This is a genomic window from Rhizobium sp. No.120 (assembly GCF_054558365.1).
Window position 1 is genome coordinate 135,396 of the sequence record NZ_BAAJNQ010000004.1, and the last position, 14,669, is coordinate 150,064.

Below are 14,669 nucleotides of genomic sequence, written 5' to 3' on the forward strand. Positions count from 1 at the left end.
GGTCTTCTCCCAACGGCATGTCGCGCAAAAAATGGGCAGCGGATTTGCGACAACGGCATGCGAAATATTATAAGCTTAAAGCATTGCGCGCGAATCTGAAAGATCGCAACGAGCTTTAGAGCGTCGGCACGATCAGGTCGGCAACCGGGCCGTCTGTATGGAGGGGCGCACCGGTCATCGCTTGCAGTTCGTTCATCGTCATCGCAGCGAGTTTTTCGCGCACGACGAAGCCTTCCTTGCCAATGTCGATGACCGCATGGCTCGTATAGATACGGGTGATGCAGCCGACGCCGGTCAGAGGGAAGGTGCAGGTCTCCACCAGTTTCGGCTTGCCGTCCTTGGTCACATGTTCGGTTATGACGAAAACCTGCTTGGCACCGTGCACAAGGTCCATGGCGCCGCCGACGGCAGGCACGCCCTTCGAGCCGACGCGCCAGTTGGCGAGGTCGCCATTTTGCGCCACCTGATAGGCGCCGAGGATCGCGACATCCAGATGGCCGCCGCGCACCATGGCGAAGCTATCGGCGTGGTGGAAAAAAGACGCGCCGGGCTTCAGCGTGACGGCCTTCTTGCCGGCGTTGATCAGGTCCCAATCCTCCTCGCCTTCCGCCGGCGGCTCGCCAAAATTCAGGATGCCGTTTTCGGTGTGAAAGATCGCCTGCCGGCCTGGGGGCTGATAGCGGGCGACCATTTCCGGAAAACCGATGCCAAGATTCACATAAGCGCCGTCTTCGATATCCTGAGCCGCGCGCCAGGCGATCTGGGCGTTGGAGAGCTTGATGTCTTCGCGTGTGTCGATGGTCATACGTATGCCACTCCGGCTCGAATGAGATTTTCTTCCTGCTGCGGATCGGCGACCTCAACGACGCCGTTGACGAAGATGCCGGGGGTAATGATGTGTTCGGGATCGAGCTCGCCGGCAGCAACGATTTTCGAGACCTGCGCGATCGTCTTGGTCGCGGCCATGCACATCAGCGGATTAAAATTGCGGCCAGCCTTGTTGTAGATGAGATTGCCCTGCACATCGCCGACATGTGCCTTGACGATGGCAAAATCTGCCTTGAGCCAGCGCTCCTGAACATAGTGGCGGCCGTCGAATTCCGCGATGACCTTGCCGTTGGCGAGTTCGGTGCCATAGGCGGTTGGGGTATAAAAGGCTGGAATGCCAGCGCCGCCGGCACGGATGCGTTCGGCGAGCGTCCCCTGAGGCACCAGCTCCAACTCGATTTCACCGGCTAGATAGCGGTCGGTGAAGGCGCGTGGATCGGACGAACGCGGGAAGGAGCAGATCATCTTCCTTACCATGCCGGCATCGATCATTGCAGCGATGCCGATACGCCCGTTGCCGGCATTGTTGTTGATGACGGTCAGGTTCTTTGGGCCTTTGTCGATCAGCGCATGGATGAGTTCGATCGGCGCACCGGAGCCGCCAAAGCCGCCGATCATGACGGTCGCACCATCGCCGATATCCGAGACGGCAGCCGCCGTGCTCGCAATTGTCTTATCCATGCGCAAACTCCCACTTGCCGATGCGGGCGGACCAAGGCGCCCCGTCCTCTTTCTTTCGAATAAATCAGCACGGGCTCGACGGCAATCATTTTGTGCGATATTTGACATTTGTTCATATATCGCACAAAATGATTGCCGAAATCGAGGATCTAAGATGCGCGAAACTGATTTCGTCGGCGGCTTTGCCAAGGGATTGAAAGTCATCGAAGCCTTCGGCGAGACGCAGCAGCGCCTGACGATTGCCGAAGCGTCGAAGCTGACCGGCCTCGATCGTGCCACCGTGCGCCGCTCGTTGCTGACGCTCTCCGAACTCGGCTATGCTACTTATGACGGCAAATTCTTCACGCTGACGCCGAAGATCCTAAGGCTAGGTCACGCCTATCTGGCCGCGACGCCGCTGCCGATCATCATCCAGCCGCATCTCGATCAGCTTGCCGAGCGTGCCGGGCAGAATGCGTCAGCCTCGGTGCTCGACGGCACGGAGGTCGTCTACATCGCCCGCGCCTCGCAGCGCCGCGTGATGTCGATCAATCTGACGCCGGGCAGCCGCCTCCCGGCCTTCTGCGCCTCGATGGGGCGTGTGCTGCTGGCCGCCCTGCCGGAAAGCGAGGCGCGCTCCGTGCTTGGGCGAACCGATCTCAAGGCGAACACGCCGAATACCAAGACTGATCCCGAGGAATTGATGGTGGAATTCCGACGGGTGAGGGAACAGGGCTATGCGGTCATCGACCAGGAGCTGGAAATCGGCCTTTGCTCGATTGCCGTGCCTGTCGAAAATGATCGCGGCCTGACCGTGGCGGCAATCAATATCGGTGCGCCGGCTGCTTATGTCCCTGCGTCCGACATGGCCGAGCAGTTTCTGCCACTGCTGAAAGAGACGCAAAAGGCGCTGCGGCTGGTGCTGCCGTAACCATCACATTCCCAGCCTCTCGCGCTCCTCGATGCGCCAGGCGCGCGGCGTCTGTCCCGTCTGCTTGACGAAGAAGCGGGAGAAATAGGCGGGATCGGCAAAGCCGAGGCGATAGCTGATTTCCTGAACGGTCGCGAAGGTGAAGACCAGCTCGCGCTTGGCCTCATCCAGCAGCTTGCGTGTGATCAACTCGTGCGCGCCATGCCCGGTTCTGCCACGCACGATGCGGCTGAGATGGGCCGGCGAGATGCCAAGGCTCTCGGCATAGAAGGCAGCCGGCTTGTGCGAGCGAAAGTGGCGCTGGATCAGGCCCTGCAGCATCTCCATGCGGCGTTCGCTTTCGTCGCCTGGATTGGATTCGTCATCGGCTTTCTGAGCGATACGGGCCGTCAGCAGCAAGGCCGAAGTCAAATAGGCATCCAGCAGATCGTTGCGACCATTGCGGTGGCTCGCAAATTCTTCTCCCAAGCGTCTCAGCGTGCTGGCGACATGCGCCGCGTCTTCATCGCGGGTGTCAAGCAAGGTCAGATGCGGAGCGGCAAGCCATGTACCCAGCCGGCTGCGATCACCCGGCGAAGCTTTGAGGTGCGAGATCAGCACCGTGATGACGAAACCGTCTATATCGCGCGAGAACCGAAAGCCGTGATTGAGGTGTGGCGGCACCGTAATGACGGCGGGTGGCGTGATGGCATGGGCAACTCCGTCGAAGACAGCATCGCCCGATCCGGCGTGTATGTACAAGATCTGAAAGAAGCTCTCATGCCGGTGCGGGCGGATCTCCCAATGATGAAGGCTGCTGCGAGAGGGAATTGTCTCGCAATGCAGCCAAAAATCCGGCTTTCGGCCGGTATTTTCGCCATAGAGCTCATAGGTCGGCACGCTCTTCGTCATGGCATCCTCTCTCACCATGTTCGATTTGTGCAATTTCGTGACTGAAATGTCCATTGCGGACTTGCCTTGCGCCGAACAGACTTGAGGCAAGAAATACGCATGGGAGGAGAGACGATGCGCACTCAGGTCGCCATTATCGGTTCGGGGCCGTCCGGGCTGCTGCTCGGCCAGCTACTGACGGAGGCCGGCATCGACAATGTCATTCTCGATCGTGTCGGAAAGGATTATATTCTCGGCCGCGTGCGCGCCGGCGTCCTTGAGGAAGGCACCGTCCGATTGCTGGATCAGGCGAAGGCAAGCGGACGTTTGCATGCCGAGGGCTTGCCACATGATGGCTTCTCGCTCGCCTTCGACGGCCGCGATCATCGTATCGACCTTCATGGTCTCACCGGCGGCAAGCGGGTCGTCATCTACGGACAGACGGAGATGACCCGCGACCTGATGGCCCGACGCGAGGAAAGTGGCGCTCTGACCATCTACAGCGCTGCCAATGTCCAGCCGCACGGTTTCGATGGCGACACGCCCTATCTGACCTACGAGAAGGACGGCGTTTCCCATCGCATCGATTGCGATTTCATCGCCGGCTGCGACGGCTTCCATGGCGTCAGCCGCAAATCGGTTCCGGAAAAGGCGATCCGCAGTTTCGAGAAGGTCTATCCTTTCGGCTGGCTCGGCGTGCTGGCGGAAGTGGCGCCTGTCAATCACGAGCTGATCTATGCCAACCATCCGCGCGGATTTGCGCTATGCTCGATGCGATCGATGACGCGCAGCCGCTATTACATTCAGTGTCCTCTCGACGAAAAGGTCGAGGACTGGAGCGACGACCGCTTCTGGGATGAGCTGCGCCGTCGTCTGCCCGCTCACCATGCCGAGGCGCTCGTCACCGCTCCGTCCTTCGAAAAGTCGATCGCGCCGCTGCGGTCTTTCGTGGCCGAACCCATGAGCTTTGGCCGTCTCTTTCTCGTCGGCGATGCCGCTCATATCGTGCCGCCGACCGGTGCTAAAGGGCTCAATCTGGCGGCGAGCGACGTGCATTACCTGTTTTCGGGTCTCTCCGAGCATTATCAGGATCGATCCAATGCAGGACTGGAGGCCTATTCCGCCCGCGCGCTTGCCCGGGTCTGGAAGGCGGTGCGCTTCTCCTGGTGGATGACGACGATGATGCATCGCTTTCCCGATACCAGCGATTTCGATCAGAAGATCCAGGAAGCCGAGCTCGATTATCTCACCCATTCCCGTGCCGCTTCGACCGCGCTCGCCGAGAACTATGTCGGCTTGCCGTTCTAGGTGAGCATTAGAGCTTCTTGGCGACCTCGACCTCGCTTGCCGCCTCCCGGATGGTCTGCATCAGGATCGACAGGGGAAGGGTGGGGATGGCGTCGGTACGCATGGTCAAGCCCACCGGTCCCTTCGTCTCGCTGGTATCGATCGGCAGCAGTGCCAATAGTCCGTCCTCGACATCGCCGGCAACGACGCCGGCCGAGATGATCCAGATAGCATCGCTCGAACGCACGAAGGCGCGGCCGAAGGAATCGGACACGGTCTCGATCTGGTTGGGCAGTCCGCCGGCGCCGTTAGCGATCAGGAAACTTTCGACGAAGGGGCGAATGATCGAGCCGCGCGTCGGCATCAGGATCGTGTAGCGGCTGAGATCGGAAAACAACGATTGCCTGTCGGAGAGCAGCGGATGGCCGGCCCTTACGGCGAAGACGACCTGTTCGGAGTAGAGGTGCTCGAAGGAAAAGCCCGTCATCTTGTCGGGGCTCGCCAATCGGCCGACGACGAGATCGAGATCGCCGACGCGCAATTGCTCCAGAAGGACCGCGTTTTCGCCTGTCACGATCTTGATGCGGCTCCAGGTCTCTTCCTTGAGAAACAGGTCCATCGCCCGCGGCATGATGCGTGTCGAGACCGTCGGCAGCGCGCCGACGCGGATGGGCGGCGCTTCGCCGGAGCGCTCCTGCGAAACCGAGTCCAATCCTTGCCGGAGTGCTGTCAACGCGGCACCGGCATGGCGGAGGAAGACTTCGCCGTAGCGGGTGATGCGGATGCCGCGCCCTTCGCGCTCGAAGATGGCGACACCCAGCGCTTCTTCCAACTCGCGGATGGTCTTCGTCACCGCCGGCTGGCTGATATTCAGCAGGCCGGCCGCCTTGATCACGCTTTTCTGGCGTGCAACCTCGACAAAGGTCTGCAGATGGCGGAACTTGATACGCGCGTCGAGCATGCTCACTCATAACCCTAGAGTTATCGCAGAGCAAAGAAATATCATTTTACTTAACCGGATTATAGATCCAATCTCGCGTCCGAGGAGATTTCCAGTGCAGTTTGCCCGCATCAACGACGTCACGATCCATTATCAGATCATTGGCGGCCCCGCCGACAAGCCGGTTCTTGTCTTTGCCAATTCGCTCGGCACCGATTTCCGGATCTGGCGCGATGTGATCGTGCGTCTGGCCGGCGATTTCGCCATCGTGCTCTATGATAAGCGCGGTCATGGCCTCTCCGATCTCGGACAGATGCCCTATTCCATCGAGGATCACGCCACCGATCTTGCCGGCCTCCTCGATTTCCTCTCGGTCAAGAATGCCATCATTTGCGGCCTGTCGGTCGGTGGGCTGATCGCGCAGTCGCTTTATCAGCGGCGTCCGGATCTGGTGCGGGCGCTGATCCTCTGTGACACCGCCCACAAGATCGGCACGTCCGAGAGCTGGAATGCCCGTATCGCGCAGGTCGAGGCCGAAGGCATTGAATCCATAGTAGATGCCATCATGGAGCGCTGGTTCACGCCCGCCTTCCGCCGTCCGGAAAACATCGCCTATGCAGGCTATTGCAACATGCTGATCCGCCAGCCGGTTTCGGGCTATGCTGCTACCTGCGTGGCGCTTCGCGATGCCGATCTCACCGAAGCCGCGGCGAAGATCGCCGTGCCTACCATCTGCATCGTCGGGGATCAGGATGGCTCCACTCCGCCGGAGCTGGTCCGGTCGACGGCCAAACTCATTCCGAATGCACGCTATGAAGTGATCAAGGACGCCGGCCACATCCCCTGCGTCGAGCAACCCGAGGCGTTGACCGAAGTCATCCGTGCCTTCATCGACGTCGTCCTGCGTGGAGAACAAGCCTGATGAACGACCCCGCCGCGCCGTCCGAGCGCTATCTTCAGGGCATGGCGACGCGCCGCGCCGTGCTCGGTGACAGCCATGTCGATCGCGCCCAGCAGGCCATTACGGAGTTTGACCAACCTTTTCAGGAGCTGATCACCGAGGCAGCCTGGGGGCATGTCTGGTCGCGCCCGACGCTCAGTTGGCGGGAGCGCTCTATCGTGACGATCGCGCTTCTGGCAGCCCTCGGTCAGGATGATGAGGTGGCCATGCATGTACGTGCCACGCGCAACACCGGCGCGACGCGCGACGATATTTGCGAGGCGCTTCTGCATGTGGCGATCTATGCCGGCGTGCCGGCCGCCAACCACGCGATCAAGATTGCCAAACAGGTTTTCGAACAGATGGACGCCGAACAGGCGGCATGAAGCGAGGCAGACATGTCCGATAGAAGCAACAGCAAACCCGAGACGGGCGCCTTTTTCGCGAGAGACCGCGCCTGGCATCCGCCAGCCTTTGCGCCGGGATATAAGACGTCCGTGCTGCGCTCGCCGCAGCGCGCGCTGCTGTCGCTCGACGGCACCATCTCCGAAATTACCGGACCGGTCTTCGGCCATTCCATATTGAATGAGCTCGACAACGACCTGATCCATAATTTCGCCAAGCCCGGCGAGAGCGCGATCGGTGAGCGGATCATCGTGCACGGCCGCGTGCTTGACGAGCGCGGCCGGCCGGTGCCGGGCGTCCTGCTGGAGTTCTGGCAGGCCAATGCCGGCGGCCGTTACCGCCACAAGAAGGAAACCTATCTCGCGGCCATCGATCCGAATTTTGGCGGCTGCGGCCGCGCCATCACCGACAATGAAGGGCGCTATGCCTTCCGTACCATCCGCCCCGGCGCCTATCCCTGGCCTAACGGTGTCAATGACTGGCGTCCGGCCCATATCCATTTCTCCGTCTTCGGCCATGGCTTTGCGCAACGGCTGATCACGCAGATGTATTTCGAGGGCGATCCGATGATCTGGAAATGTCCGATCGTCGGCACGATCCCTGACAAACAGGCGATCGAGCAGCTGATTGCGCCGCTCGACTGGGGCAACACGATCCCGATGGATGCCCGCGCCTATAAATTCGATATCGTGCTGCGCGGTCGCCGGTCGACCCTGTTCGAAAACCGGTTGGAGGGCAATTGATGGTGCAGGATCTCGGTTATCTCAAGGAAACGCCGTCGCAGACGGCAGGGCCTTACGTCCATATCGGCCTGACGCCGAACTATAGCGAGATCGGCGGTGTCTACGAAACCGACCTCGGCTCCGTCATGTTGAACGACAAGACGCTCGGCGAGCGTATCACCGTGACGGGCAGGGTTCTCGATGGCGCGGGAGCGCCGGTCAAGGATGCCGTCCTCGAGATCTGGCAGGCCGATAGCGCCGGGCTTTATAACAGCCCCTCGGAGCTGCGCGGCACGGCCGATCCGAACTTTACCGGCTGGGGGCGTTGTCCGACCAATTCGACCGACGGCGTTTTCCGTTTCGAGACCATCAAGCCCGGCCGCGTTCCCTTCAAGGACGGTCGCAAGATGGCGCCGCACATCACCGTCTGGATCGTGGCGCGCGGCATCAATATCGGCCTGCATACGCGCATGTACTTCCCCGAAGAGGCCGCTGCCAACGCTGAGGACCCCTTGCTCGCGCGCATCGAACACAGGGATCGCCTCGCAACGCTGATTGCCGCGAAGGAAGGCTCTGTCTACACCTTCGACATCCATTTGCAGGGCGACAAGGAAACGGTTTTCCTCGATATATAGGCCATGAGCGTTTCTCCCTTCGATCATCCCTTTCTCTCAGGCCTTCTCGGTGACGAGGAGATTGCGGTCTATTTCTCGGCCAAGGCCGACATCCGCGCCATGCTCTCTTTCGAAGCGGCGCTTGCCGAGGTCGAGGCGCAGCACGGGTTGATCCCGCAAGCGGCGGCTAGGCGGATCGCGGAGGTCTGCACGACTTTCGAGCCCGACCTGCCAAGCCTGAAAACGGCAATGGCATCGGATGGCGTGGTCGTGCCGGATCTTGTTCGGCAGCTGCGCGAGGCGGTCGGCGAAGATGTCGGCAAACATATCCATTTCGGCGCCACCAGCCAGGATGTCATCGACACCAGCCTGATACTGCGGCTGAAGGCAGCGGCATTTATTCTGAGCGGCCGTCTCTTTGCGGTATCCTCCGCGCTCACAGAACTGAATGAGCGTTTCGGATCGAACCGGCTGATGGGCCGCACCCGGATGCAGGCGGCGATCGCGATCACCGTATCGGATCGGCTGCAGGCGTGGCAGCATCCGCTCGATCAATATCGCGATCGGCTGACGCAGGAGACTTTTCCGCTGCAATTCGGCGGTGCGGCCGGTACGCTGGAAAAATTCGGGCCGAAAGCGGCGGAAATCAGAAGCTCGCTGGCGCAAGCGCTAGGCCTCACGGACGAGCCGCAGTGGCAAAGTCAGAGGGCGCGCATTGCTGAGCTTGCCGGGCTGTTGTCCATGATCTCAGGCAGCCTCGGCAAGATCGGCCAAGACGTGGTACTTCTGGCGCAGGCGGGCGAGGAGATCGAGCTTGCCGGCGGCGGCGGTTCCTCAGCCATGCCGCACAAGCAGAATCCGGTTGCGGCTGAAACGCTGGTCACGCTGGCCCGCTTCAATGCTGTCCAACTTTCGGGCATTCATCAATCACTCGTGCACGAACAGGAGCGCTCTGGCGCCGCTTGGACGTTGGAATGGCTGCTATTGCCGCCTATGGTGGTGGCAACGGCAGCTTCGTTGCGCCACGCGTTGCAACTGGTCGGTTCGATCAAGCGCTTGGGAGCGACAGCCGAGTAGGATATTCGTCGCCATTCATAACTGAATCGGTATGGAAGCAAGGTTTTATTTCATTTTACATCACCATTTCCCATGAGAAATTGGCGATGATCAGAATTTGAATGATCAAGGGCAGCTCAAAAAGACAGCTGCCGGGAGGAGAAAAAATGAAACGGTTTGTCTTGGCCGCTATCGCGGCCGTTGCTCTTGGCGGTGCTGCCTATGCCGATACTATCAAGGTCGGTGTCATCGGTCCATTTTCCGGGCCTTTTGCACTGCAGGGCAAGAATTTCAAGGCCGGTATCGACGCCTATATGGCTGTCAATGGCAAGAAGGTCGGCAATGACGAGGTAGAGGTGATCTACCGCGATTTGCCGGCGGCCGATCCCGCCCAGTCGAAGTCGCTCGCCCAGGAACTCGTCGTCAAAGAGAAGGTCCAGTATCTCGCCGGGTTCTACTTCACGCCGGATGCGATGGCCGTGACGCCGATCCTCAAGCAGGCCAATGTGCCGATGGTGATCTTCAACGCCGCGACGTCGGCCATCGTTACCAAGAGCCCGCTCGTCGTGCGCACCTCATTCACCACCTGGCAGACCTCGACGCCAATCGCCAAGGTTGCCTTTGAGGCCGGCGTAAAGAAGGTCATCTCCGTCGTCAGCGATTACGGTCCGGGCGTCGACGCCGAAAACGCCTTCAAGGCCGGTTTCGAGAAGCAGGGCGGCGAAGTGGTGCAGGCGATCCGCATGCCGCTGTCGACCAATGACTTCAGCCCGATCATGCAGCGCATCAAGGATTCCGGCGCGCAAGCGGTTTTCGCGTTCCTGCCCTCCGGTCCGACCACGCTCGGCTTCGTCAAGGCCTATAACGAGAATGGCCTGAAGTCTGCCGGCATAAAGCTTTTTGCGCCGGGCGACCTGACGCAGGAATCCGATTTGCCGGCGTTGGGCGATGCAGCCCTCGGCATGCAGACGACCTTCCACTATGCGATTTCGCATGACTCGCCCGAAAACAAAGCCTTCGTCGCCGCTGCCGACAAGGCGATCGGCAATCCGGCCGAGCTGACCTTCCCCGCCGTGGGCGCCTTCGATGGCATGCATGTCATCTACAAGATGATCGAGACGACCGGCGGTAAGCAGGATGCGCAGAAGGCCGTCGATGCCGTGAAAGGCCTGTCCTGGGTCAGCCCGCGCGGCCCCGTCACCATCGATCCGGAAAGCCGGCATATCACGCAGAACATCTATCTGCGAGAAGTCGCCAAGGGCGATGACGGCAAGTACTACAACAAGGAAATCCAGACCTTCGAGAAGCAGGGCGATCCCGGCCTTGCCGCTGCGAAGTAAGGCGCTTCCGAAGCTAACGTAGCTGAACGGAAGTGCCCGTTCAGCCACGTAATAAAAGCGGTCGCGCAACAACAAACCGGACCAGCGATATCAATGCAAACCGTGCTCAGCATAGCAGTCGATGCCCTCGCTTATGGCATGGTGCTGTTCGTCATCTCCATCGGCCTTTCCGTCACCATGGGGCTGATGCGCGTCGTCAATCTTGCCCATGGTGCATTCGCCATGATCGGCGGCTATATTGCCTCCTATGCCGCACGCGATCTGGGGCTTGGCTATGGCGCGGCCGTATTGCTGGCTGTGGTGGGCACGGTCATCATCTCCATCCCGATTGAACGGCTGCTTTATCGGCGCATTTATGGTGCGCCTGAATTGACGCAGGTGCTGATGACGATCGGCATCACCTTTTGCATTATCGGCATCGCCAACTATGTCTTCGGCCCGACTTTGAAGACCATCCCCTTGCCGGGCAGCCTGCAGGGCTCCGTCGATCTTGGCTTCCGCACCATCGGCACCCATCGCATCTTCGCGATCGTCTGCGGCCTCATCGTCGCCCTGGCCTTGTGGTACATGATCGAGAAGACTTCCTTTGGCGTGAAGCTGCGCGCTTCCGTCGATAATGCCGCGATGGCGGCCGCTCTCGGCGTCAGGACGGAAATCGTTTATGCGGTCAGCTTCGCCATTGCCGTCGGGCTGGCCGCCTTTGGCGGCGTGGTCGGTGCGGAACTCCTGCCGGTCGAGCCCTATTATGCCTTGCGCTATATGGTGACTTTCCTCGTCGTCGTCTCCGTCGGTGGCGCGGGCTCGATTTCCGGCGCGCTGCTCGCCTGTCTCATCCTTGGCTGCATAGATACAACAGGCCGCTACCTCATGCCGGAATATGGGGAATTCTTCTTCTATCTGGCCGTCATTGCCATCGTCTGCGTCTTCCCGCGCGGCTTTGCCGGGAGAATGAAGTAACATGGCTTTGACCCTTGAAAGAGAGGCGGCGCCGACCGTGACCAGACATCGTACATTCGGGCAGGATCTGATCGCGGTTGCGGTCATCGTCGTCACAGCCGCCGCCGGCTACCTGCTGTTTCCAGACAACCTTGCCCTCCTGACGCGGCTGATCGCGATCGCGCTTCTCGTGCTCTCGCTCGATCTCGTCACCGGCTATTGCGGTGTCGCAACTCTCGGCCATGCAGCGCTCTTTGGAGCGGGCGCCTATGCGGCCGGCATTGCATCGGCCCATTACGGCATCAACGATCCCCTGCTGATGACGCTTGCCGGCATTGTCGCCGGCGCCATTGCCGGTTTGGTCTGTGGGGTCGTCATCCTGAGAGCGCACGGGCTGCCGCAGCTCGTGCTGTCGATCGCGCTGGTCTATCTCTTCCACGAATTCGCCAACAAAGCATCGGGCTGGACAGGCGGCAGTGATGGATTGTCGGGCATTTCAGCAGATCCGCTGTTCGGTGTTTTCGAATTCGATCTTTACGGGCATACGGCCTACTTCTATAGCGTTGCGCTGCTGCTGATCGTGCTCGTGCTTTTGCGCTTTCTCGTGCGTTCGCCCTTCGGCATGCTCTGCCGCGGTATCCGCCAGGATCCCTTGCGCATCCGCGCCATGGGTGCCTCGCCAGAAGTGGCGCTGATCAAGATGTATGTCATTTCCGGCGCCGTTGCCGGCATTGGCGGCGCTCTGAACGCGATCTCGACGCAGGTCGTCGGGCTGGACAGCCTCTCCTTCACACAATCGGCCGAGGCGCTTGTCATGCTCGTGCTCGGCGGCACCGGTTCGCTGTTCGGCGCGCTCGTCGGCACGCTCATCTTCATGCTCTTCGAGGATTACGTCTCTGCCGCCAATCCTTTTCACTGGCTGACGATTGTCGGTGCGCTTCTCATCCTCGTTGTTCTCTTCGCGCCGAAGGGCATCTACGGCACGGCGGCTGCCTATGTCACCCGCCGCAGGGAGGCGCGGGTATGAGCGCGATTTTCGAGGTCAGCAATCTGAAGAAAGCGTTCGGCGGCCTGACGGTGACGAACAATGTCAGCCTGTCGATGGCGCCGGGAGATCGTGTGGCACTGATCGGCCCGAACGGCGCGGGCAAGACCAGCTTCGTCAATCTCGTGACAGGCAATCTGCAAGCGGATTCCGGTGAGGTGCGCATCGCCGGCCAGAACGTCAACAAGGTCGATGCGATCGGTCGAGTGAGGCGCGGGCTGGTGCGTTCGTTCCAAGTGACTAGGCTGTTTCAGGACATGACGCCGGCCGAGCATGTCGGCATGGCAGTGCTGCAGCGGACGGGTCGCTCCGGCCGCATGTTCGGCAATTTCCTTTCCATGCGCGATGTGATGGCCGAGACGGAGGAACTGCTCGGAACACTCGGCCTCACAGCTCTCGCGCATCGCAAGGTCAGCGAGATTGCCTACGGCCAGCAGCGGCTTCTGGAAATTGCCGTCGCCATGGCGCTCAAGCCGAAGGTGCTGCTGCTGGATGAGCCTGCCGCTGGCGTGCCGCAGAGCGATACCGGCCGCATCGAGCAGGCGCTGGCCGATCTGCCCGCCGATCTCGCCGTGCTGATGATCGAGCATGACATGGACCTCGTCTTCCGCTTCGCCAAGCGCGTCGTGGTGCTCGCGGCCGGCACGATCATATTCGACGGGTCGCCGAAAGATGTGACGCAGGATGCGCGGGTGCGCGAAGCCTATCTGGGGAGTTACGCCAATGCCGGCCACGCCGCTTGAAGTGGAAAATCTGTCGGCCGGCTATGGTCCGACGCGCGTGCTCGAAGGGGTTTCCTTTTCCGTGCCGGCCGGTGGCCGGCTTGCCGTGCTCGGCCGCAACGGCATGGGCAAGAGCACACTGCTGGCTACCCTTGCCGGCCAAACCCGGCGTTATGACGGCCGCATCCGGCTGGGCTCGGCCGATATTGCCGGCCTGCCAAGTGCCAGACGTGCCCATCAGGGCCTCGGCTACGTGCCGCAGACGCGTGACGTCTTTCCGACGCTGACGGTGGAGGAGAATCTCTCCGTCGGGCTCAAAGGACGGCCGAAGAGTGCTATACAGGAGGCCTATGACATGTTCCCGCGCCTGAAGGAGCGCCGCCGGAATTTGGGCGGCCAGCTTTCCGGCGGCGAACAGCAGATGCTGTCGACGGCCCGCACGATCCTCGGCCGTCCTTCCGTCCTGCTTCTCGACGAGCCCCTAGAGGGGCTTGCCCCCGTCATCTGCGAGGAGCTGATGGCCGCCTTCGCCAAGCTCGCCAAGTCGGGCGAAATGACGATTCTGCTGGTGGAGCAGCGCATCCAGAGCGCACTGGATTTTGCCAGCGATGTCATCATTCTGGAGCGTGGCCGGCTTGCCTGGAAGGGGACGCCCGAGGCTCTGGCTGTGGATCATGGTGCAGTCGAGCGTCTGCTCGGCGTCGGTGGATTGCATTAGCGCATCCACTTCCGACTGTGCTCTAATGCAGCGCGGCCTTATAATAAAACCCTATGCTTCCACCAGCCGCCTGCGGTTGCGGCGACTGTTCCGTTTGTCGTAGACAATCCGCCTGCCTGTTTTTGAGGAGGTGCAAGATGGACCGATTTACCGGTGGCTGCCTGTGCGGCAAAGTGCGGATCGTCGCGGCGGGGCGCCCCTATCGGGTCGGGATTTGTCATTGTCTCGACTGCCGCAAGCACCACGGCGCGCTTTTCCATGCCTCCGCGATCTTTCCCGAGGATGCGGTCAAGATCGAAGGCGAAACACGCGACTATGCCGGCCGATTTTTCTGCCCCCACTGCGGCTCGTCCGTTTTCTCGCGAAGCGCAGACGAAATCGAAGTGAACCTCGGGTCTCTCGATGCTCCCGATCTGTTGAAGCCGACCTACGAACTCTGGACCGTTCGCCGCGAATCCTGGCTGCCGTCGTTTCCGCTCGCGAGACGATATGATCACGATCGCGAGGCAACAAGCCGCTTCGAGGATTAGGTCAGGCTCGCCGCAAGCGTTATGATGACGAAAATTGCTACGGCGATGAGTATCGATTCATGTTGACGACAAAACGTTGACGATTTATCGATATATTATCATTGTTGTTGGCGTCGTTCTGCTGG

General features: G+C 60.6%; 17 protein-coding genes. 13 read left to right on the forward strand and 4 right to left on the reverse strand.

The genetic code is table 11. The features are described 5' to 3' along the window. Nucleotides 1-115: 115 nt before the first annotated feature. Nucleotides 116-805, reverse strand: coding sequence for a CoA transferase subunit B (locus tag ACYJRZ_RS14580; RefSeq protein WP_459459865.1), 690 nt, complete (start codon nucleotides 803-805; stop codon nucleotides 116-118). Beyond that, nucleotides 802-1,509: a 3-oxoacid CoA-transferase subunit A gene (locus ACYJRZ_RS14585; protein ID WP_459459867.1), complete on the reverse strand. Its 708-nt coding sequence runs from the start codon at nucleotides 1,507-1,509 to the stop codon at nucleotides 802-804. Before ACYJRZ_RS14585 ends, ACYJRZ_RS14580 begins: the two co-directional genes overlap by 4 nt. A 154-nt stretch (nucleotides 1,510-1,663) precedes the next feature. On the opposite strand from ACYJRZ_RS14585, the gene ACYJRZ_RS14590 reads away from it, so the two are divergent. Continuing rightward, nucleotides 1,664-2,419, forward strand: coding sequence for an IclR family transcriptional regulator (locus ACYJRZ_RS14590; RefSeq protein ID WP_459459869.1), 756 nt, complete (start codon nucleotides 1,664-1,666; stop codon nucleotides 2,417-2,419). 3 nt (nucleotides 2,420-2,422) lie between these two features. Here the strand turns inward: ACYJRZ_RS14590 and ACYJRZ_RS14595 are convergent, their stop codons facing one another. Next, on the reverse strand, nucleotides 2,423-3,310 hold the full coding sequence (locus ACYJRZ_RS14595; protein ID WP_459460582.1) for a helix-turn-helix domain-containing protein: 888 nt from the start codon (nucleotides 3,308-3,310) through the stop codon (nucleotides 2,423-2,425). Nucleotides 3,311-3,424: 114 nt separating this feature from the next. On the opposite strand from ACYJRZ_RS14595, the gene pobA reads away from it, so the two are divergent. After that, complete coding sequence (gene pobA / locus ACYJRZ_RS14600) at nucleotides 3,425-4,597, forward strand: 4-hydroxybenzoate 3-monooxygenase (protein WP_459459871.1); 1,173 nt, start codon at nucleotides 3,425-3,427, stop codon at nucleotides 4,595-4,597. A gap of 7 nt (nucleotides 4,598-4,604) precedes the next feature. Here pobA and pcaQ read toward each other — a convergent pair whose 3' ends face one another. After that, entirely contained in the window at nucleotides 4,605-5,537 is a 933-nt protein-coding gene (pcaQ, locus tag ACYJRZ_RS14605) for a pca operon transcription factor PcaQ (protein ID WP_459459873.1), read from the reverse strand. Nucleotides 5,538-5,631: 94 nt separating this feature from the next. Between pcaQ and pcaD the strand changes: the two genes are divergently transcribed. The 11 genes from pcaD to ACYJRZ_RS14660 all read left to right on the forward strand — a co-directional run bounded on the left by pcaD (nucleotide 5,632) and on the right by ACYJRZ_RS14660 (nucleotide 14,544). Beyond that, complete coding sequence (gene pcaD, locus ACYJRZ_RS14610; RefSeq protein WP_459459875.1) at nucleotides 5,632-6,438, forward strand: 3-oxoadipate enol-lactonase; 807 nt, start codon at nucleotides 5,632-5,634, stop codon at nucleotides 6,436-6,438. Further along, nucleotides 6,438-6,842 carry a 4-carboxymuconolactone decarboxylase gene (gene pcaC / locus ACYJRZ_RS14615; protein ID WP_459459877.1) on the forward strand — a complete coding sequence of 135 codons (405 nt, stop codon included), beginning with the start codon at nucleotides 6,438-6,440 and terminating at the stop codon, nucleotides 6,840-6,842. The genes pcaD and pcaC overlap by 1 nt, the downstream gene beginning before the upstream one ends. 12 nt (nucleotides 6,843-6,854) lie before the next feature. Further along, on the forward strand, nucleotides 6,855-7,604 hold the full coding sequence (gene pcaH / locus ACYJRZ_RS14620) for a protocatechuate 3,4-dioxygenase subunit beta (protein WP_459459879.1): 750 nt from the start codon (nucleotides 6,855-6,857) through the stop codon (nucleotides 7,602-7,604). Between the two features lie 2 nt (nucleotides 7,605-7,606). Next, nucleotides 7,607-8,218, forward strand: a complete 612-nt coding sequence (gene pcaG, locus ACYJRZ_RS14625) for a protocatechuate 3,4-dioxygenase subunit alpha (RefSeq protein WP_459460584.1) — start codon at nucleotides 7,607-7,609, stop codon at nucleotides 8,216-8,218. A 3-nt stretch (nucleotides 8,219-8,221) separates the two neighbouring features. Next, nucleotides 8,222-9,274: a 3-carboxy-cis,cis-muconate cycloisomerase gene (locus ACYJRZ_RS14630; RefSeq protein WP_459459881.1), complete on the forward strand. Its 1,053-nt coding sequence runs from the start codon at nucleotides 8,222-8,224 to the stop codon at nucleotides 9,272-9,274. A gap of 146 nt (nucleotides 9,275-9,420) precedes the next feature. Beyond that, nucleotides 9,421-10,593, forward strand: a complete 1,173-nt coding sequence (locus tag ACYJRZ_RS14635) for an ABC transporter substrate-binding protein (RefSeq protein WP_459459883.1) — start codon at nucleotides 9,421-9,423, stop codon at nucleotides 10,591-10,593. Nucleotides 10,594-10,686: 93 nt separating this feature from the next. Then, nucleotides 10,687-11,550: a branched-chain amino acid ABC transporter permease gene (locus tag ACYJRZ_RS14640; RefSeq protein WP_459459885.1), complete on the forward strand. Its 864-nt coding sequence runs from the start codon at nucleotides 10,687-10,689 to the stop codon at nucleotides 11,548-11,550. A 1-nt stretch (nucleotide 11,551) separates the two neighbouring features. After that, nucleotides 11,552-12,556: a branched-chain amino acid ABC transporter permease gene (locus tag ACYJRZ_RS14645; protein WP_459459887.1), complete on the forward strand. Its 1,005-nt coding sequence runs from the start codon at nucleotides 11,552-11,554 to the stop codon at nucleotides 12,554-12,556. Then, entirely contained in the window at nucleotides 12,553-13,317 is a 765-nt protein-coding gene (locus tag ACYJRZ_RS14650) for an ABC transporter ATP-binding protein (RefSeq protein ID WP_459459889.1), read from the forward strand. The genes ACYJRZ_RS14645 and ACYJRZ_RS14650 overlap by 4 nt, the downstream gene beginning before the upstream one ends. Next, nucleotides 13,298-14,014, forward strand: a complete 717-nt coding sequence (locus ACYJRZ_RS14655) for an ABC transporter ATP-binding protein (RefSeq protein WP_459459891.1) — start codon at nucleotides 13,298-13,300, stop codon at nucleotides 14,012-14,014. The genes ACYJRZ_RS14650 and ACYJRZ_RS14655 overlap by 20 nt, the downstream gene beginning before the upstream one ends. A gap of 137 nt (nucleotides 14,015-14,151) precedes the next feature. Next, nucleotides 14,152-14,544 (forward strand): GFA family protein, encoded by a 393-nt coding sequence (locus ACYJRZ_RS14660; RefSeq protein WP_459459893.1) that lies wholly within the window; start codon nucleotides 14,152-14,154, stop codon nucleotides 14,542-14,544. Nucleotides 14,545-14,669: the final 125 nt, after the last annotated feature.

Bases quoted from the DNA above. Each gene is read 5' to 3' on its own strand.
- ACYJRZ_RS14580 (WP_459459865.1), bottom strand. From the start codon at position 805: ATGACCATCGACACACGCGAAGACATCAAGCTCTCCAACGCCCAGATC.
- ACYJRZ_RS14585 (WP_459459867.1), bottom strand. From the start codon at position 1,509: ATGGATAAGACAATTGCGAGCACGGCGGCTGCCGTCTCGGATATCGGC.
- ACYJRZ_RS14590 (WP_459459869.1), top strand. From the start codon at position 1,664: ATGCGCGAAACTGATTTCGTCGGCGGCTTTGCCAAGGGATTGAAAGTC.
- ACYJRZ_RS14595 (WP_459460582.1), bottom strand. From the start codon at position 3,310: ATGACGAAGAGCGTGCCGACCTATGAGCTCTATGGCGAAAATACCGGC.
- pobA (WP_459459871.1), top strand. From the start codon at position 3,425: ATGCGCACTCAGGTCGCCATTATCGGTTCGGGGCCGTCCGGGCTGCTG.
- pcaQ (WP_459459873.1), bottom strand. From the start codon at position 5,537: ATGCTCGACGCGCGTATCAAGTTCCGCCATCTGCAGACCTTTGTCGAG.
- pcaC (WP_459459877.1), top strand. From the start codon at position 6,438: ATGAACGACCCCGCCGCGCCGTCCGAGCGCTATCTTCAGGGCATGGCG.
- pcaH (WP_459459879.1), top strand. From the start codon at position 6,855: ATGTCCGATAGAAGCAACAGCAAACCCGAGACGGGCGCCTTTTTCGCG.
- ACYJRZ_RS14630 (WP_459459881.1), top strand. From the start codon at position 8,222: ATGAGCGTTTCTCCCTTCGATCATCCCTTTCTCTCAGGCCTTCTCGGT.
- ACYJRZ_RS14635 (WP_459459883.1), top strand. From the start codon at position 9,421: ATGAAACGGTTTGTCTTGGCCGCTATCGCGGCCGTTGCTCTTGGCGGT.
- ACYJRZ_RS14640 (WP_459459885.1), top strand. From the start codon at position 10,687: ATGCAAACCGTGCTCAGCATAGCAGTCGATGCCCTCGCTTATGGCATG.
- ACYJRZ_RS14645 (WP_459459887.1), top strand. From the start codon at position 11,552: ATGGCTTTGACCCTTGAAAGAGAGGCGGCGCCGACCGTGACCAGACAT.
- ACYJRZ_RS14650 (WP_459459889.1), top strand. From the start codon at position 12,553: ATGAGCGCGATTTTCGAGGTCAGCAATCTGAAGAAAGCGTTCGGCGGC.
- ACYJRZ_RS14655 (WP_459459891.1), top strand. From the start codon at position 13,298: ATGCCGGCCACGCCGCTTGAAGTGGAAAATCTGTCGGCCGGCTATGGT.
- ACYJRZ_RS14660 (WP_459459893.1), top strand. From the start codon at position 14,152: ATGGACCGATTTACCGGTGGCTGCCTGTGCGGCAAAGTGCGGATCGTC.